At 45.4% G+C, this 17,616-nt stretch carries 16 protein-coding genes; 9 read left to right on the top strand and 7 right to left on the bottom strand.

Going from position 1 to position 17,616, the window contains the following annotated elements:
• Positions 1 to 11: 11 nt before the first annotated feature.
• The 4 genes from cobA to BFP72_RS16655 all read right to left on the bottom strand — a co-directional run bounded on the left by cobA (position 12) and on the right by BFP72_RS16655 (position 5,219).
• Entirely contained in the window at positions 12 to 770 is a 759-nt protein-coding gene (gene cobA / locus BFP72_RS16670; protein ID WP_099600217.1) for a uroporphyrinogen-III C-methyltransferase, read from the bottom strand.
• A gap of 152 nt (positions 771 to 922) precedes the next feature.
• The gene (locus BFP72_RS16665) at positions 923 to 3,043 is read right to left on the bottom strand and encodes a HEPN domain-containing protein (protein WP_099600216.1); all 2,121 of its coding nucleotides are present in this window, start codon (positions 3,041 to 3,043) and stop codon (positions 923 to 925) included.
• 368 nt (positions 3,044 to 3,411) lie between these two features.
• Positions 3,412 to 4,170: a LytTR family DNA-binding domain-containing protein gene (locus tag BFP72_RS16660; protein WP_099600215.1), complete on the bottom strand. Its 759-nt coding sequence runs from the start codon at positions 4,168 to 4,170 to the stop codon at positions 3,412 to 3,414.
• A 2-nt stretch (positions 4,171 to 4,172) separates the two neighbouring features.
• Positions 4,173 to 5,219 (bottom strand): sensor histidine kinase, encoded by a 1,047-nt coding sequence (locus tag BFP72_RS16655; RefSeq protein ID WP_099600214.1) that lies wholly within the window; start codon positions 5,217 to 5,219, stop codon positions 4,173 to 4,175.
• 221 nt (positions 5,220 to 5,440) lie between these two features.
• Here BFP72_RS16655 and BFP72_RS16650 point away from each other — a divergent pair, with 221 nt between their 5' ends.
• Together BFP72_RS16650 and BFP72_RS16645 are read left to right on the top strand one after the other, a co-directional pair.
• Positions 5,441 to 7,849, top strand: a complete 2,409-nt coding sequence (locus BFP72_RS16650; protein WP_221406532.1) for a TonB-dependent receptor — start codon at positions 5,441 to 5,443, stop codon at positions 7,847 to 7,849.
• A 31-nt stretch (positions 7,850 to 7,880) separates the two neighbouring features.
• Positions 7,881 to 8,612: an SDR family oxidoreductase gene (locus BFP72_RS16645; RefSeq protein WP_099600213.1), complete on the top strand. Its 732-nt coding sequence runs from the start codon at positions 7,881 to 7,883 to the stop codon at positions 8,610 to 8,612.
• Here BFP72_RS16645 and BFP72_RS16640 read toward each other — a convergent pair.
• Positions 8,605 to 9,258: a hypothetical protein gene (locus BFP72_RS16640; RefSeq protein WP_099600212.1), complete on the bottom strand. Its 654-nt coding sequence runs from the start codon at positions 9,256 to 9,258 to the stop codon at positions 8,605 to 8,607. The genes BFP72_RS16645 and BFP72_RS16640 overlap by 8 nt on opposite strands.
• Positions 9,259 to 9,349: 91 nt before the next feature.
• On the opposite strand from BFP72_RS16640, the gene BFP72_RS16635 reads away from it, so the two are divergent.
• On the top strand, positions 9,350 to 9,694 hold the full coding sequence (locus BFP72_RS16635) for a hypothetical protein (protein WP_255397244.1): 345 nt from the start codon (positions 9,350 to 9,352) through the stop codon (positions 9,692 to 9,694).
• 76 nt (positions 9,695 to 9,770) lie between these two features.
• On the opposite strand, the gene glmM is transcribed toward BFP72_RS16635, so the two are convergent.
• Together glmM and BFP72_RS16625 are read right to left on the bottom strand one after the other, a co-directional pair.
• The gene (gene glmM / locus BFP72_RS16630; protein ID WP_099600211.1) at positions 9,771 to 11,168 is read right to left on the bottom strand and encodes a phosphoglucosamine mutase; all 1,398 of its coding nucleotides are present in this window, start codon (positions 11,166 to 11,168) and stop codon (positions 9,771 to 9,773) included.
• Between the two features lie 114 nt (positions 11,169 to 11,282).
• Positions 11,283 to 11,513 carry a hypothetical protein gene (locus BFP72_RS16625; RefSeq protein WP_099600210.1) on the bottom strand — a complete coding sequence of 77 codons (231 nt, stop codon included), beginning with the start codon at positions 11,511 to 11,513 and terminating at the stop codon, positions 11,283 to 11,285.
• Positions 11,514 to 11,631: 118 nt separating this feature from the next.
• On the opposite strand from BFP72_RS16625, the gene mazG reads away from it, so the two are divergent.
• The 6 genes from mazG to BFP72_RS16595 all read left to right on the top strand — a co-directional run bounded on the left by mazG (position 11,632) and on the right by BFP72_RS16595 (position 17,611).
• Positions 11,632 to 12,432, top strand: a complete 801-nt coding sequence (mazG, locus tag BFP72_RS16620; RefSeq protein WP_099600209.1) for a nucleoside triphosphate pyrophosphohydrolase — start codon at positions 11,632 to 11,634, stop codon at positions 12,430 to 12,432.
• 12 nt (positions 12,433 to 12,444) lie between these two features.
• Complete coding sequence (locus BFP72_RS16615) at positions 12,445 to 13,494, top strand: acyltransferase (protein WP_099600208.1); 1,050 nt, start codon at positions 12,445 to 12,447, stop codon at positions 13,492 to 13,494.
• A gap of 55 nt (positions 13,495 to 13,549) precedes the next feature.
• Positions 13,550 to 14,038: a 2-C-methyl-D-erythritol 2,4-cyclodiphosphate synthase gene (gene ispF / locus BFP72_RS16610; RefSeq protein WP_099600207.1), complete on the top strand. Its 489-nt coding sequence runs from the start codon at positions 13,550 to 13,552 to the stop codon at positions 14,036 to 14,038.
• Positions 14,031 to 14,714, top strand: coding sequence for a tRNA (5-methylaminomethyl-2-thiouridine)(34)-methyltransferase MnmD (gene mnmD / locus BFP72_RS16605; protein WP_099600206.1), 684 nt, complete (start codon positions 14,031 to 14,033; stop codon positions 14,712 to 14,714). Before ispF ends, mnmD begins: the two co-directional genes overlap by 8 nt.
• A 102-nt stretch (positions 14,715 to 14,816) precedes the next feature.
• Entirely contained in the window at positions 14,817 to 16,157 is a 1,341-nt protein-coding gene (gene trkA, locus BFP72_RS16600; RefSeq protein ID WP_099600205.1) for a Trk system potassium transporter TrkA, read from the top strand.
• On the top strand, positions 16,154 to 17,611 hold the full coding sequence (locus BFP72_RS16595; RefSeq protein WP_099600204.1) for a TrkH family potassium uptake protein: 1,458 nt from the start codon (positions 16,154 to 16,156) through the stop codon (positions 17,609 to 17,611). The genes trkA and BFP72_RS16595 overlap by 4 nt, the downstream gene beginning before the upstream one ends.
• The last annotated feature ends 5 nt before the right edge of the window (positions 17,612 to 17,616 follow it).

Raw genomic sequence — 17,616 nt, 5'->3', positions numbered from 1 at the left:
TTCGAGATAGATTATAAATTGAGCTTGTTGATTTCCTTGTTGAGTTTGGCCTGACCGAGTTGGACGGTTTGTCCTACGACGATGATGGCGGGTGATTGGAGGTCTTTTTCCAACACCAGCTGCACCAAGTTCTCTACGGTACCGATAACGATCTGTTGGTCTTCTCTTGAACCGTTTTGGATCACTGCGGCCGGCGTATCTTGTTTCCCATGCTTGACGAACACAGCCATGATTTCTTCGAGTCGTTTCATCCCCATCAGGATCACGACGGTGGCGGTGGATTGTGTGGCCAGCTCTATGTCTGCAGCCAGACTACCATCGCTTTTGACGGCTGTCATCACCCAAAAACTCTCGTTGAGCCCACGACGGGTGAGGGGAATCTGGTTGAGGGCAGGCACCGAGATGGCACTCGTCACACCTGGTACGATCTCTACCTCTACACCATTCGCTTCGGCATACTCTAGTTCTTCGTGTCCTCTACCAAAGACGTAAGGGTCTCCCCCTTTGAGACGAACGACATGCCCATGAGCCAAGGCCTCACTGACGATTGTTTCGTTGATTTTGTCTTGCTGATACACGTGGAAGCCTGCCCGCTTACCGACGAAAGTCTTGATGACTCCCTCTTTACAATAGTCGAGTAGACTCTCATTGGCCAGCGCGTCGTAGAGTACGACATCTGCATCTTCGAGTGCTTTGATGCCTTTGAGCGTGATCAAATCCGGATCTCCGGGACCAGCACCTACGAGTGTGAGTTTTGCTTTGCGTGCCATACGGTAAATTTATGCTAATTAGCGGATTGGAAACGCACTTGGTTATTCAATACACTAATTCAATCTTTCCTGAATAGGAAATAAAAAAATACCCTTCCATAGCGTCCTCAGTGAGGGATACAGAAGGGTGTGTTTCGTTTTGTGTCTGTGACTTATACGGTTTCTGCTTCAGCAGCTTGTACTTCTTTGACTCTCGCCAAATATGCGTCTGCCTCTGCGATGTATTTCTCCGCCCATTCTTTCGTCGGTTCGTTTTGCTTGATTCTCAAAACAAAATCTGTGTAGGATGATCCCACAACTCCTTCGAAATCAGAACCGAACTCTTCGTCAAAGCTCTGCATGATGCCTGCTTGGGTATTGACAGAGACACCTCTGTCTACCAATAGTGCCTTAGCTCCGTTGATGAAGACGTTGTAAGCGTGATAGATCGAATCAGCATAGTGGTCGAGCTCATAGGCTTGTTTGGCCCACTCTGCTTTCTCTTCTGCCTCGAACATCAGTGTCGCGAACAAATCGATGATCACGCCCGCACATTCTCCGACCTCAGTCTCTACTTTGAACTGCTGGTCTTTGCCCCAGTCCACATAGTCAGAGTCTACGAGATTGTCCGTGTCTGCCAAGAATTTCAGCAATTGGTAGAAGTAATCTTTGCCTTGTCTTCTGAAGTATGTCGCGTAGTACTCACCCTCTTCTGCATTGTCATCATAGTCGTTGAACAAGACTCTCAATACATCCGGTGCTTTCTTACTCGGCACTTTGATGACTTTCTCAGCGATGTAGCCATCTCCGTCTTTGTCGATACCTCCACCGAGTAGCACTTGCACAGCTGGCAAGACCTTTTTGTTGGCTTTGTTTTTCAAAGACGAACCGTGGAAACCGATGGAAGCAATCCCGTGGTGACCACATGAGTTAGGACACCCACTGATCTTGATCTTGATGTCGTTGTTTTTGATCAGCTCTGGAAACTCTCTTTCGATCACGTTTTCGAGTTCCAAAGCGACACGTGTACTGTTGGAGATCCCAAGGTTACAGGTATCCGTACCTGCACAAGCGATGATGTCGGCAGTACTGTCGAACCCTGGGTTTGCCAAATTCAAGTCATCTAGCTCTGTAAAGAGCGATTTCAAACTATCCTCTTTGACATATCTGAGGATGTAGCCTTGGTTGACCGTCACACGAATGTCATCTGCGGCATACTTGCCAATGATGTCTGCAAACTTGTGAGCCTTTGCTGCGCCAATATCACCATTAGGCACTTTAACCTCCACATAGTAGTAGCCTTCTTGCTTCTGCGGATGAACATTGGTCTCTTTCCATAGCGCAAATCGCTCTGGGTTGATCAATGCCTTGTCAGAGAATGCAATTGTCGCTGGCAAAGCAGGCTTAGGCACTGCATTCGTATCTATTTTGTAGCTTTTCGTGCTGAGCGATTTCCACTCTTCTTGGATGAGTTTCATCACTTCTTCCAGTCCGATATCCGCCAACAAGAATTTGAATCTTGCTTTTACTCTTCTCTTGCGCTCACCGTATCTATCGAATACTCTCAATAGCGCCTCTGCGAACGGAATGATTTGATCTTCTTCGAGGAAATCGTAGGCTTTGACCGCAGCAGCAGGTTGTGCACCGAGTCCACCACCGATCATTACTTTGAACCCACGAACTTCTTTGCCATCCACCATTTTGATTTTTGGGATGTAACCAATATCATGAATGAAAGAAATCCCTGTGTCCTTTTCGCTTGATGAGAAAGAAATCTTGAACTTTCTACCCATGGCCTGACAGATTGGGTTACGCAGGAAGTATTTGAAAACTGCCTGAGCGTAGGGAGATACATCAAAAGGTTCATTTGGATCAATCCCAGCGATGGGTGATCCCGTTACGTTTCTCACCGTGTTTCCACAAGCTTCTCGCAAAGTGATGTCATCTTGCTCTAGTTTGGCCCATAACTCTGGGGTACGGTCTAGACTCACATAGTGAATCTGAATATCCTGACGAGTTGTAGCATGCAAGTTGCCTCCGCCATATTCTGTAGAGATATCAGCGATACGTCGCATCTGCTGGATGGTCATCTTACCAAAAGGGATTTTGATTCTGACCATTTGGTTGCCAGGCTGACGCTGCCCATATACGCCCCTAGCCAGTCTTAAACTTCTGAATTTGTCAGGATCGATGTCTCCACCGTGGAATTTTTCGATCTTGGCTGCAAGATCAATGATGTCTTGTTGGACGACTGGGTTGTCTAGATTTTCGAGTTCTGTTCTGAAACTTTGCATAGTATGCTTTTCGTTTTAATCTAAAAAAAGCCTCTCCTATAGTGTGGGAGAGGCTTTTTAATGTTTCTTTATTGTTATTGATTAACTGCTGTATCCAAATAACGCATTAAAATATATCTCCACTGGTGCTCGTGATCGCACAGCAACAACACGGCTGACAACAGCCCATCATTCTTGAGGTATATAATGTGTTAATAGTCATTGTTTTATCCTTTGGGTATATGCTAAACGCATTAGACCTAAATGGGGTTCAAAGATAGATTGCTTTTTGATAAATAGGTCGCATATTTAGCTGAAATCAAGTCCGAGCCTCATATTTTTATCAAAATCGCAATAATTTGTTAAATATTTAATGTTTAGACAAAAGCTCATCCAAGCCATTGTTTGAAGGCGGTGGATTTTTCACTACTGACGATGACTTGGTCATCGAGTGTGAGCTTGGGTTCGATCAGGAGTTGGCTTTTGCCGTATTTGTGCACAGCAGCTATGCAGTGATAGCAGAGGATGTATTGACGGTTGACACGATAGAATTTTTCTGGGTTGAGTTGTTTACTGATTTCGTCAAGGGTCAGGTCGATCAGGTACTTTTTGCCCGAATGGGTGATGAGGTGGACGAGTCCATGACAAGCCTGAAAACAAGCTATGTTGTCTGTTTCGACAGACATCATCTTTTCTCCCATTTTGACGAGGAAGCGCGATTTGTATTTGGCTTGTACGAGCTGGATGTTTTTGACGAGTTCTTGTAGCTTGGGTTGGGAGTCGCTAAGCTGTGTTTTGAGTGTTTGATACTTCTCCAAGCTCCGTTGGAGCTCCGACTGCTTGATTGGCTTGAGGAGATAGTCGATGCTGTTGACACGAAAGGCTTTGAGCATGTAGTCGTCAAATGCGGTGGTGAATATGACGGGTTTTTTGACTTCTATTTGATCGAATATCTCAAAGCTGATCCCATCATTGAGCTGGATGTCCATGAAGATGAGGTCGGGAGACTCATATGTATGGAGCCACTCGATGGTGTCGCTCACACCATCGAGTACTTCTACGATTTCTATTGTAGGGTCGATTTCGGTTAGGAGTTTTTGCAGTCGCCTAAAGGCTGGCGCTTCATCTTCTATGATGAGTACTTTCATGATTATACGGTGGATTGGAGGTGCTCTACTTCGGAGATCAGTTCGATCAATGGAACTTTGACGGTAAAATAGTTAGCGTCATGTGAAATGTCGATCTTTCGCTTACCCAACAATGCATAGCGCTTTTGGATGTTGTCGAGTCCCAGTTTGGTGGATTTTTCTAGGGATGTTTTTCGTTGTAAAGTATTGGAGACTATCACATGGTTTGCTTCATCTATCTGGACACTCACTGATAGTGGATGGTTTTTGGATACGGTGTTGTGTTTGATTGCGTTTTCAATCAACATCTGGATGGTGAGTGGTGCGATGTAGAGTTGTTGATGAGAGGGACCCACATGTATATCGACGTGAAAATTCTCTGGAAAGCGTTTTTTCAATAGAAAAACATAACTTTCACAAAATTCGATTTCTTCCTCCAAACGGACCAGTTCACGCTCTTTGTTTTGTAAGATGTAGCGGTATACTTCTGAGAGGGTCTGGGTATAATCTATGGCTATGTTTTGATCTTCGGAGATGAGAGCAGTGAGTGTATTGAGGCTGTTGAAGAGAAAGTGTGGGCTCATCTGGTTTTGTAACACGCCGTACTGGGTACGAATCTGTTGACTTTTGAGTGCCTCATTTTGCACGACGGACTCTTTCCATTTTTGAAAAAAGTACGTCGCTTCATAAATCGAGGCAATCATGAAAGCCGAAATAAAATTGAGATGTAGATGGCGAAAGAAAAACTCTGGGGACTGAAGGTTCGAAATAGAACAAAGCCCTAAACTAACGCTTATCATATTTGAGCCTATTGTTAAAAAAAGAGCAGAGTAAAGGAAGGTTAAGATAAGGCGCTTGGCTGTTTGGTTGACTGCATCAAAACGTCTACGCATCCACTTGATAATCATAAACACCCCGTTCCATAGAATGGCAGTGAAAATCACAGAAATGAAAAATTCCTCAAGAAGTGACATCTGGTCATGCACATCGTCATCGATAAGAAACGTCATGATGAAACTCAGAATAGGAATTCCAATCCATCGGATATGTACCTCTTTGATTTGACGCATGTGCAAGGTTAGTGGTTATGGCGGCCAAAAGTAATCATTCCAGAATGAAGCAGGAATATCCCTAGTTGAAACAGGGGATTTTGCCAGTGAAAAAGGTTGCAGGTAAGGATAGGGCTTCAGATTCAAATATTGGGGGTTCATGTAGGTATTTGACGTGTTCGGTCTCGAATGGTTTGTGTCTTTTGGTGTGGTTTTTACTTTGGTCAAAAAATCAACAATCAATGAAAAAGACACTAACCATTTTACTAGGTATACTCTTGGCAGTGATGACGCTCCCAACAAAAGCGCAAGTCCAAACGGTGAAAGGCTCAATCCTCGATGCTCAATCAGAGTATCCGTTGATCGGAGCTACGGTCCAAGTGTTAGGTACGGAGAGTATACTTGGAGGGATCACAGATATCAACGGGCAGTTCAAACTGGAAAATGTCCCGACAGGACGACAGACCTTGGCTGTGAGTTACATGGGTTATAGGAGCCAAACGATTCCTAATGTCCTCGTGACAGTAGGCAAGGAGGTCGTGCTACGGGTCAAACTAGAAGAGTCTGTTGAGAGTCTTGATGAAGTGGTGGTGACGGCTGATTCTGAGCGGGATCTACCACTCAACGAACTAGCCAAAGTAAGTGCGAGGACTTTTAGCCCAGACGATGTGACGCGCTTTTCTGGTGGGAGAAATGATGTGGCGCGGCTTGCAGCCTCCTTTGCTGGGGTGAGTGCTCCCAATGACTCGCGAAACGATATCGTCGTGCGTGGCAATTCCCCGACAGGCTTGCTTTGGCGACTCAATGGCCTGCCGATAGCCACGACCAATCATTTTGCTACTCTAGGTACGACGGGAGGCCCTGTCAATGCGCTCAACACGAACATGCTGCGGAGTTCAGATTTTTTGACTGGAGCATTCCCAGCAGAGTACGGCAATGCCAACGCGGCGGTGTTTGATGTCAATTTCCGCAACGGGAATACAGAGGAGTACGAGTTCATGGGGCAAATGAGTGTGTTTTCTGGATTGGAGGCTTTGGCCGAAGGACCAATTAGCAAGAAGAATGGCTCATCCTTTCTCGTGTCATATCGCTATGGGCTGGCCAATCTCGCAGCGACTGGGACGAGTGCTGTTCCCGTTTATCAAGACTTGTCGTTTAAGCTCAATTTGGGAATGAGTCCTTTCGGGCGTTTTGAGATCTTTGGAATGGGAGGGTTGAGTAGTATTGATTTTTATGGAGATGAGATTGATGAGGATGACCTTTTTGCCAACCCTAATGAAAATGCGTTTGTGGATGATGATTTGGGCATGTTAGGAATCAATCACACTGGTCGTCTCGGTAAGAGGGCTTACGTCAAATCAGCTGTTGGCGTATCGACGTTTGCCAATCAATACTATCAGGACAATTTCATTCGAGATGCAAGTGGAACTGTGACTGATGAGTATCGAGCGGTGAATGTGGACAATCGGGAGAGTCGTATTTCTTTCACGTCCTCGCTGAATAAGAAATTTAATGCCAGGTGGTCCATCCGAACGGGTTTTCTGAGTGAAGTATATATTCCGAAATTTTTCACTGAGAGCCGGGATAACCAGCCGAATATTCCTGATGACAATGGAGATGGGATTCCAGATTATTTCATTCTGGCACGGGATTTTTCGGATCGATACAGTGTGACTCAGCTTTTCGCGCAAGCGATGTACAACATAAGCGATCGTCTCAGCTTGACCTATGGTCTACATGGACAATATCACTACTACACCCAGTCGACGGCCATAGAGCCGCGTGCTGCGGTGAGTTATGAGTTCAATGCGAAGCAGCGCCTTAGTTTAGCCTACGGTCTGCATGCCCAAGCGATCCCGAGCCCGATCCTGTTCTATGATGAGGAGGTGAGTCCAGGAGTATATGAGCAGACGAATGACCATCTTGGCTTTACAAGGAGTCATCATGTAGTGATGGGTTATGATAGGAGTCTGGGAGTGGATTGGCGGGTCAAGGCAGAAGCCTACGTTCAGTATCTCTACGATGTGCCTGTAGAATCTGTGGAGAGCAGCTATTCGGTGCTCAACGAAGGGGGAGATTTTGTGTTTGACAACCGAGGTTCTTTGGTCAATAAGGGGACAGGGCGCAACCTTGGATTGGAACTGACGCTGGAGAAGTTCTACAGCAAAGGCTACTATTGGCTCACGACGACCTCTTTGTATGATTCACGCTATAGGGGGAGTGATGACGTGTTGCGGAGCACTGCTTTCAACAACCAGTTTGTGTTTAACTCCTTGTTTGGGAAGGAATGGAAATTTGGGTTGGGAAGACAGCATGCTTGGACTTTCGATACCAAATTGACGATGGCTGGTGGTCAGCGCTATACCCCGATAGATATCAATGCGACTCGTCTCAACAATGGTGACGAAGTGCGCTACGAGGATCAGGCCTTTGAGAGTCAGTTGGCCACCTACATGCGCTGGGATGTCAAATTTGGTGTACGTCTCAATAGCACCAAACGAAAGATCTCGCACCAGTTTTACGTCGATCTCCAAAATGTCACGAATCACAAAAATGAATTTGTCCGTCGCTACAACGAGGTAACGGATGAAATCAACGTGGTAGAGCAGACGGGCTTCTTTCCAGACGTGCTTTACCGTATCAATTTTTGATTAAAGTTCTCTTACCATTGATTGAAACAAAATGAAACTAACAGGAAACAAAATACTAATTACAGGAGGGACTAAGGGGATAGGCTTAGCGATGGCGGAACGTTTCATGATTCTGGGGAATCAAGTCATCGTGACGGGGCGCAACACCTATGCACTCAAATGTCTCTCTGAGAAGTACCCAGCTCTGATCACGTATCAGAGTGACCTGACCATTGAAGAGGAGGTAGTGGCACTGATTGCTTGGGTCAAAGCGGAACACACAGACCTCAACATCGTCATCAACAATGCCGGAGTACAATTCAACTATGATATCACAGAGCAGGATAAGGTGATGCATTGGGTGTCCGAAGAACTGGCTACCAATCTTTTGGCGCCTATTCATTTGTCCGTAGGATTGTCATCATTACTTGAGTCAAACGAGAATTGTGCCATCGTCAATGTGTCTTCGGCTCTAGCATTCGTCCCCAAGCAGTCTGCTCCAGTTTATGGGGCATCTAAATCAGGACTGCATGCATTTACACAAGTGTTGCGCTATCAGTTGGAGGGCAGGGTGAGAGTGTTCGAATTGATTCCAAGCTTAGTAGATACGGGCATGACCGAAGGGAGAGGGAGCGGTAAGATTTCCCCCGATCAATTGACGGATTATTTCATTCGGGCTTTTGCCAAGGATCAACTAGAGGTCAACGTAGGTAAGGTGAAATTGCTTCGGCTGTTGCATCGAGTGGTGCCAGCTGTAGCATATCGTCTGATGCGGTTTAAATAACTGCTTCTTTGAATGCGAGTTCTCTGTGTTTGACTCCTTTGTAAAACAAGACCAGCGAGATGATCATGAAAACATGGCTGACGTCATCTCGATTGAACCATAAGTGAAGGTCAATACCACCAAGCCGGAAAGGTAGTGTCAATATCATCAAGCCAATGGAGTACAGGAAGAGATAATAGTGGGACTGACCCATACGGATGTGATGTATCGCAGAGGCTCCCAAGATAATCAGTAGGCCGATGGCTGTATGCACCATGACCCAGGTGAATTGTAAATCGATTGATAACAACAGCAGTATGATGACTGCTTTGATGCGTACGAGGTTTTTGAGCGTGTCTTGGCGACTTTCATACTGAGAGGCTACAGCCATTTCGATGCTGGAGATCGCCAAGACAGCTGCGAGCCATCCAGGAATCTTGCCCATCATGCCAAAGTAGTTGTAGAGCAGGTGTGAGAATCCACCAAACAAAGTGGAGACAGCAAAGAGCCAGTAGAAATTGGTCCAGTATTTTTTGAAGTCAGTGGCATCCTCTTCCTTCATTCGCAAATACAGTGCAACCGAAACGAGACACATCACCATGTTGAGAAGAAATCCCATGGGCTCCAATAACTCCAAGCCCCAGAGTTCAAAAGAAATTTTCGTCATGATACTTTTTGATCGAGATGCAAAATATGTATAAATGCCATAGAATAAATAATTTTGTCTTTGATTTATTGATAAAATAAACCCTAGAGAGATGAGTAAACTCCGTCCTATAACGGAACCAGAGCGAACAATCGTATATGCCATGCTGGCTCATGTCGGTGTGACTCCAGATCAAGTCCCTGTGCCTGAGACAGTCAGTGAGTATGGTGACCCCTTTATGGGGAGCATCAATTTTGACAATGATCGTCCCGATCTCTATGCTGGGGATGTGGCGCAGTGTGAGTATTTGGATGAGGATGGGGAGAAGGTCGTCCTGTCTTTGACTGTGGATAAAGAAGGAAAGCTTTTGGACTTGGATTTTTGGAAATCTAATTTTAAACCCTTGGTGAAATACCCCGCTCCAGACAAAGTGACTTTCAAAGAACAGCCGTCCTAGTAGTTTGCTCTAGGCAGAAAACAAATGAAGCCCATCATCCGATGGGCTTCATTTGTTTTGATCTATGTATAATGGGTTAGTCCTCTACTTTTTCGGTGACTATTTCCTTGATGTCCATGATCAGTTTTTTGGCTAGGACTTCCGCAGTGTTTTGGGATTCGGACTCAGAGTAGATGCGGATGATTGGTTCTGTGTTAGATTTCCTCAAGTGTACCCACTCACTATCAAATTCAATTTTGATACCATCCTCGGTATTGATGGGCTGCTTTTCGTATTTCTTTTGAATCTGCAGCAAGACGGCATCTACATCGATGTTGTCCGTCAGATCGATTTTGTTTTTCGAGATGTGGTAGTTGGGATAGGTCGCTCGCAAGAAGGAAGAAGATTTGCCAAATTTGGCCAAGGCGGTCAAAAACAAAGCGATACCTACTAGAGCGTCTCTACCATAATGTAATTCAGGATATATGATGCCACCGTTGCCTTCACCCCCTATGATGGCATTTGTGGATTTCATTTTGGTCACGACATTGACTTCTCCTACAGCAGAGGCCTCATACTGGCCGCCGTTTTTGAGGGTGACATCTTTGAGTGCTCGTGTCGATGACATGTTGGAAACAGTGTTGCCAGGGGTGTTTTTGAGGACATAGTCAGCGATCATCACGAGACTGTATTCTTCACCAAATGGCTCACCATTGTCTGCGACAAAAGCTAGTCTATCTACGTCTGGATCTACGACGATTCCTAGATTGTATCGACCACTTTCTACTTCACTGCAGATGTGAGTGATGTTTTCGGGAAGTGGCTCAGGGTTGTGAGGAAACAGACCGTTGGGTTCATCGTACAATATCTTGTAGTCTCTTACACCCATCTTGTCGAGCAACTTGGGTATGGCAATGGCGCCAGTAGAATTCACTGCATCTACGGCGATTTTGAGGTCTGCACCACGGACTAAATCTACGTCGACTAGATCCAAAGCTAAGATTTTATCAATGTGGTAGTCGATGTAGGTGTCGTTGAGGGTATAGCTGCCAAGGTCTTTGGACGGGACATACTCGATCTCTCCCGACTCGGCGATCTCTAGTACACGCTGGCCTTGTGCATCAGAGATGAACTCTCCATCTGCATTGAGTAGCTTGAGTGCATTCCACCCGTTGGGATTGTGGCTGGCAGTGATGATGATGCCGCCTGAGGCATTTTCATGAGGCACGGCCATCTCTACAGTTGGTGTTGTGGAGAGTCCAAGATCGATCACATCGATTCCTAGGCTCTGGAGTACACCTGATACAATTTTGGTAATGAGGTCACCCGAGGGCCGAGCATCTCTACCGATCACGATTTTTTTGTTGGCGCTGTTTTCCTTGGTCCAAAGACCAAAAGCTGCAGCATATTTTACAACATCATTGGGAGTAAGTGCTTGGCCTTCTTTCCCACCAATTGTTCCCCGGATACCGGAGATAGATTTTATCAATGTCATCTATGCGTGTAGTTTTTTGCGGAGCGCAAAGGTATTCAAAGCTATGAAAGCACAAAGGAAAAAGTGTTTCAAGCAAAATACAAGCGTCCAAAGAGCTTTAAAATAAGGAAAATGCTAGTTGAATTTACTTAGGACTTTGTCTACTTCGTTGTCTGGGTTGCCACATGACTCCCCAGGAGCGACGGTTTTTCCACAAAAACCGCAAGGTTCACCTGTTTTGTTCAGGTAGGGGTTTTGTGAAGCACAAGTTCCTTTAAACTCGCCATTCTTCAAAAAAATAAGTCTGACACTCATGAAGATGAAGAAAATGCCAATAAATCCGATTCCTAAAAGTACTGTTGTCATAATTTCGAATACTTGCTGCAAATTTAAACATTAAGGGGATAGCTTTGTTCATTATGGTACGAAAGAATCCATGATCAAGGTCATAATGTCAACTATTGTCTCACCCAATCTATATTGAATGTCTCAACCAAGAAGTAAGCCAGATACCCAACGCCCTGAAAAATTGGCAGCATTTGATCGTCTTCTGACGGTCATGGACGAGCTGCGGGAGAATTGCCCGTGGGACAAAAAACAAACCTGGGAAACGCTACGCCACCTGACAATCGAGGAGACTTATGAGTTGTCAGATGCTATCCTAGAGGATGACCATGAAGAAGTCAAAAAAGAACTCGGGGACTTGATGCTGCACATGGTTTTTTATGCTCGGATTGCCCAAGAAAAGGGGGAGTTTGATGTGGCGGACGTGTTGCATGGCATTTGCGAAAAACTCATCTATCGTCACCCTCACATATATGGTGATACCAAAGCAGACAATGAAGCAGAAGTCAAGGCCAATTGGGAAAAGCTAAAACTCAAGGAGAAAGGAAACAAATCTGTCCTAGGAGGAGTTCCTAAGTCTTTGCCCGCGATGGTCAAAGCAATGCGTATCCAGGAGAAAGCCCGTGGTGTGGGATTTGATTGGGATGATCAAGAGCAAGTTTGGAACAAGGTCCAAGAGGAGCTAGGGGAGTTTAAAGAAGAAATAGATAAAGGGGATCAAGAGGCCTCTTTGGATGAATTTGGTGACTTGCTTTTCTCAATGGTTAATTATGCGCGATTTGTTGGGATTGATCCAGAGGAGGCCTTGGAGCGCACCAACAAGAAGTTCATCAAACGGTTCCAATATCTAGAGTCCGAAAGCAAAAAGGACGGGAAGCGGATGGGAGAGATGTCGCTAGAGGAGATGGACGAGTATTGGGAAAAGGCCAAATCGCTATAGCTTGGAGAGGACGTGGGGATACTTGATTACAAGATATTCGACAGGTTGCGTGAGACGATACAAAGTCAGGAGCGGATAGAGGCCTTTGATTTTGTGAGAAGTATGGCTGCATTGTCTGTTATTCTTACCCATTTTAAAATTGTGGAGACGCATAGCATTGATATTGATGCCTTTTTTATCCTCTCAGGATACTTGGTTGTACAGATGCTTAGTAGAGAGACCCCCTCCGTCAACCAGCGTTATTTTGTGAGTCGATGGACCAAGATCATCCCTTCTTATTTTTTCTTTTTAGTCTTTGCCTTTCTAGTGGGCAAGGTGTTTTTTGCAGACATCTATGGGGAGAATATACCACATTTTAGTGAGTGGAAACAGTACCTCTTGTTTTATCGCAACTATGCCGGATTGCCCCACCGGTGGGCGTTTGAGCATGTTTGGACCTTGTGTGTGGAGGAGCATTTTTATGCTTTGATATGGATCGTGTCGTTGGTGGCTGGGAGTAGGTCATCCTTTCGAAGAAGGGCGCTTTGGTTTGCTTGCTTCATCATTGTGTGTTGTGTATTGGCTAAGACTCAAGCTATTTGGACAGATATAGCCGAGTATCCAACCTATACACACAATAGGCTCGATGCCTTCTGCTATGGTGCGTTGATCTTTTTGTTGAGGGACCAAATCCAGAGCAAAGGGTTGTTTCAGAGTAGATTGTGGTGTGTCGCAGTAGTTGTTCTACTGCTAGTGATTGCTCAGATAGATGAGAGCGCACATCAGCTAGCTTTGAGAATCGCTTCGCCGATGCTTCTCGCTATTCTGCTGGTGTATCTCATGCAATTCCGATTTCATTCCATCTTTAGAGTCTTGGCTTATTATAGCTACAATGCTTACTTGTGGCATTATTTTATTTTAATCCCTATCGTATTCTATTGGGGGTATACCTGGGTGGGCTTTTCTATTTATTTGGGACTGACGGTTGTTCTTGCATTTTTGACAACTCATTTTGTGGAAGACGTTTTCATAGGACGAAGACGGCAAATATTTGCAATTTTGTTTAAAAACAGTCGGGATTGATGGTGGTTGGTAGGGAGACTGCTTTTATTTACATATAGAAGAGAAAATATAGTAGATGAAACCAAATATACGAGTAGGCTATGGGTATGATGTCCATCAGCTAGCAGAGGGAGAGGAGTTTTGGCTCGGAGGGATCTTGGTACCGCATACACATGGAGCCGTGGGGCATTCGGATGCGGATGTGTTGATTCATGTGATCTGTGATGCTCTGCTGGGTGCGGCAAATATGAGAGACATTGGATATCACTTTGCCGATACAGATCCTAAGTTCAAAGGGATAGACAGCAAAATCTTGCTCGCAGATGTGATGCAGCTCATTCGTGAAGCGGGTTTTGAAGTAGGAAACATTGATTCTACGATTTGTCTTCAACGGCCCAAAGTCAATCCTCACATCAATGAAATGAAACGAGTCTTGTCAGAGGTGATGGAGATGGACGAAGAGGACGTATCGATCAAAGCGACTACCACGGAGAAGTTAGGTTTTGTAGGTAAAGAAGAGGGAGTGTCTGCACATGCGACCGTATTGATCTATCGAAATGCCTAAAGTAGAAATATTTGAGACCAAAGATGGCTCGCACTCACTGCTTTTGCCAGAGATGAACGAGACCTATCACTCTACACATGGAGCTTTGACAGAGGCAGAGTATGTGTTTTTGGACAAAGGGGTGAAGTATTGGAGGGCGCAACATCCAGAAGCATCGTCTTTGCGGATTTTGGAGGTCGGTTTTGGTACAGGGCTCAATGCTTGGCTTACTGCCTTGGTAGCCGAAGAGATGGCTTTTGAAATTGCGTATGCTTCGCTAGAGAAGTACCCACTCGATACCGAGGTGCTAGAGCAGCTCAACTATGCCAGTAAGCTTGATCGAAAGGGAGCTCTGGAGTGTTTTGCAGCGGTGCATGCGAGCCCTTGGGGCGATTGGGGATCTATCACGGACAGTTTTACGCTGGCAAAACTGCATACAGATGTGTTGTACTATCAAATTGAAGAAGGAAGCTTTGATTTGATTTATTTTGACGCTTTTGCTCCGTCCAAGCAGCCTGAGATGTGGAGTATGGCGGTGTTGACTAAAATGTACGACGCGTTGAAGCAAGGAGGAGTACTGGTGACCTACTGTGCACAAGGGCAATTCAAAAGGGATTTGAAGTCGGTAGGCTTCCAAATCGAAGAATTACCGGGACCTCCTGGCAAAAAGGAAATGACAAGGGCGGTAAAACCATAGTTTTTTCGCACTTTTGATGATTCAACTAAAAGCTGATAGGGTGTCACCGCCTAGATGGATGTATTATATTTGTCAGAGGCGATCGATACTTATTAGAACTCAATGAGAATAATAATTGCAGGAGCAGGAGATGTCGGGTTTCATTTGGCTAAGTTATTGGCCTATGAGGCACACGACATCAATATCATCGATATGGATGATGATAGACTTCAGTACATCTCCAATCACTTGGATGTACATACCACCAAAGGGAACTCTACGTCGTACCGTGTACTTGAAGAGGCACAAATCTCAAAGGCTGATCTACTGATCGCTGTGACTGAGTCAGAAACAACCAATATTTCGACTTCTATCATAGGCAAGCACCTAGGGGCAAAAAAGACCATCGCCCGGGTTTCCAACACGGAATATATTCAACGAAAAGACATTTTGGACCTCAAGGACATTGGAATCGATGAGGTCATCTCTCCAGAGTCCTTAGCTGCCAAGGAGATCAAGAGACTACTCAAGGAAAGTGCCTTGACAGACACCTTTGATTTCGAAAAAGGAGTTCTTTCGCTGGTGGGGATATCGATCGACGAAGAGTCAGAACTCAAAGACAAAACCCTAGTAGAGACGGCTTATCTTAACCCAGAGTATTCGTTCATTACTGTGGCTATCTTGCGCGGAGAGGAGACGATCATTCCTCACGGAGACAACAAGTTCATGCTCAACGACCATGCCTACTTCATCTGTCAGCCCAATGGTGTGGAGCGTGTGTTGGACTTGGCAGGCAAACAGCGTGAATCGATCAAGAACCTGATGATCTTAGGGGGGAGTAAAATTGGGATACAAGCAGCGCGGCAACTCAGCAAAAAGTACAACATCAAACTCATCGAGCAGGATAGAGACAAGTGCTTTGAACTTGCCGACACTTTGCCCAACACCATGATCATCAATGGAGATGGTCGTGATGTAGAGCTGCTCAAAGAAGAGGGAATTGACGACATGGATGCGTTTATCGCGGTGACGGGCAACTCAGAGACCAACATGATTTCGTCTTTGGTCGCCAAAAATCACAATGTGCCTAAGACGATTTCACTTGTAGAAAACATGGACTATATCCATCTGTCACAAAATATCGGTGTGGATACGATGATCAACAAAAAACTGATTGCGGCGAGTTTCATCTTCCGGTACATTCGCAAGGGTCAGGTGCTCAACTTGACGACCATCCATGGTGTGGATGCGGAGATAGTGGAGTTTGAAGTCAAAGAGGGGTCCAAGATTCTTGACGCGGAGCTTCGCAACTTGGATTTTCCACAGTCAGCACTGATAGGAGGAGTCATACGCGGAGGAAAGGGAATCACAGCTAGGGGTAATTTCATGTTTGAGCCCAAAGATCGCGTGGTGGTATTGTCCAAACCCGAGTGTATCCGCAAGGTCGAAAGTTATTTTAAATGAAATTCAACTACAAAGTCATCCTCAATGTCCTGGGCCTGCTGATCCTACTCAACGGCGCCTTCATGATGACCTGTATTCCATTCAGTCTCTATTTTGGAGGAGAAGATTTTCAAGCACTACTAGTTTCTGGCCTCTCAGCGATGGTGATCGGCTATTTGATTTTTGCGCTTTCGCGAAAAAATAGGTCCAAAGAACTCAAGAAAAAGGATGGATATTTGATCGTGACATTGGGTTGGGTGACGATGTCTCTCTTTGGGACTTTGCCTTACCTTCTTAGCGGTTCGATTCCTGATTTTACGGATGCTTTTTTTGAGACGATATCTGGATTTACCACGACGGGAGCGACTATATTGACTGACATTGAGAGTCTAGACAAGGGTATTTTGTTTTGGAGGAGCTTGACGCAGTGGATCGGAGGCATGGGGATTATCGTGTTGGCTGTAGCGATTTTGCCACTTCTTGGTATTGGGGGTATGCAGCTTTTCGTGGCAGAGGCCCCGGGGATATCTCCAGACAAACTAAAACCACGAATTACAGAGACGGCCAAGAGGCTATGGCTCATTTATGTCACGTTGACCTTGACGGAAATGGTCCTGCTATGGGCGGGAGGGATGACTTTTTATGACGCGCTTAACCATGCCTTGACCACCATGGCGACTGGTGGATTTTCGACTAAAAACGCAAGTGTGGCCTATTATACTTCTCCCTATATACAGTATGTGATCATTGTGTTCATGTTTTTGGCAGGGACGAATTTCACCATGACCTATTTCGCCTTGCATGGTCGGTTGGGTGTAGTACTCAAAAACGAAGAGTTTCGGTCTTATGCTTTGCTGACTGTTTTGGCAGCTACATTGACGAGTATTGGGATATACAAGACGATGGGGACGCCTTTAGAGGTTTCTTTTCGTGATGGGTTGTTTCAGGTTGTGTCTATAGTGACGACTACAGGGTACGTCACGGCGGACTATACGCAGTGGCCCTACGAAGTGATATTGCTGCTGTTTGTCCTGATGTTTGTGGGGGCTAGTGCAGGGAGTACTGCTGGTGGGGTCAAGATTGTTAGACATCTGATTTTAGTCAAAAACAGTGTGCTGGAACTCAATAGGCAGCTACATCCTTCGGCGATTTTACCAGTTCGGTTCAACGGCAAAGCGGTACAAAAAGACATTACCTTCAATATTCTGGCCTTTATCATGATCTATGTGAGCATTTTTGCCTTGGGCTCTATGCTGATGGCATGGATTGGTGTGGATTTCATGACGGCCATTAGTTCGGTGGCAACCTCACTGGGCAACATCGGTCCCGGGTTGGGAGATGTAGGACCTGTAGATCATTTTGGTAACCTGCCTACTTTGGGCAAGTGGGTGCTATGTATGCTGATGTTGCTGGGACGATTGGAGTTATTTACCGTATTGATTTTGTTCACGCCTTATTTTTGGCGCAAAGTATAAAGAAA

The sequence above is a fragment of the Reichenbachiella sp. 5M10 genome, from assembly GCF_002742335.1.
In the GTDB taxonomy this organism is placed as follows: Bacteria; Bacteroidota; Bacteroidia; order Cytophagales; family Cyclobacteriaceae; genus Reichenbachiella.
The sequence above is the reverse complement of the archived record's forward strand: the minus strand, read 5'-3'. Positions and strand labels throughout refer to the sequence as shown.

What these genes read in the sequence shown, in the direction of transcription:
- BFP72_RS16595 (WP_099600204.1), top strand. Translation starts at nt 16,154, where the DNA reads ATGAAATTCAACTACAAAGTCATCCTCAATGTCCTGGGCCTGCTGATC.
- BFP72_RS16625 (WP_099600210.1), bottom strand. Translation starts at nt 11,513, where the DNA reads ATGACAACAGTACTTTTAGGAATCGGATTTATTGGCATTTTCTTCATC.
- BFP72_RS16645 (WP_099600213.1), top strand. Translation starts at nt 7,881, where the DNA reads ATGAAACTAACAGGAAACAAAATACTAATTACAGGAGGGACTAAGGGG.
- BFP72_RS16640 (WP_099600212.1), bottom strand. Translation starts at nt 9,258, where the DNA reads ATGACGAAAATTTCTTTTGAACTCTGGGGCTTGGAGTTATTGGAGCCC.
- trkA (WP_099600205.1), top strand. Translation starts at nt 14,817, where the DNA reads ATGAGAATAATAATTGCAGGAGCAGGAGATGTCGGGTTTCATTTGGCT.
- BFP72_RS16665 (WP_099600216.1), bottom strand. Translation starts at nt 3,043, where the DNA reads ATGCAAAGTTTCAGAACAGAACTCGAAAATCTAGACAACCCAGTCGTC.
- mnmD (WP_099600206.1), top strand. Translation starts at nt 14,031, where the DNA reads ATGCCTAAAGTAGAAATATTTGAGACCAAAGATGGCTCGCACTCACTG.
- mazG (WP_099600209.1), top strand. Translation starts at nt 11,632, where the DNA reads ATGTCTCAACCAAGAAGTAAGCCAGATACCCAACGCCCTGAAAAATTG.
- BFP72_RS16660 (WP_099600215.1), bottom strand. Translation starts at nt 4,170, where the DNA reads ATGAAAGTACTCATCATAGAAGATGAAGCGCCAGCCTTTAGGCGACTG.
- BFP72_RS16635 (WP_255397244.1), top strand. Translation starts at nt 9,350, where the DNA reads ATGAGTAAACTCCGTCCTATAACGGAACCAGAGCGAACAATCGTATAT.
- cobA (WP_099600217.1), bottom strand. Translation starts at nt 770, where the DNA reads ATGGCACGCAAAGCAAAACTCACACTCGTAGGTGCTGGTCCCGGAGAT.
- BFP72_RS16655 (WP_099600214.1), bottom strand. Translation starts at nt 5,219, where the DNA reads ATGCGTCAAATCAAAGAGGTACATATCCGATGGATTGGAATTCCTATT.
- ispF (WP_099600207.1), top strand. Translation starts at nt 13,550, where the DNA reads ATGAAACCAAATATACGAGTAGGCTATGGGTATGATGTCCATCAGCTA.
- glmM (WP_099600211.1), bottom strand. Translation starts at nt 11,168, where the DNA reads ATGACATTGATAAAATCTATCTCCGGTATCCGGGGAACAATTGGTGGG.
- BFP72_RS16650 (WP_221406532.1), top strand. Translation starts at nt 5,441, where the DNA reads ATGAAAAAGACACTAACCATTTTACTAGGTATACTCTTGGCAGTGATG.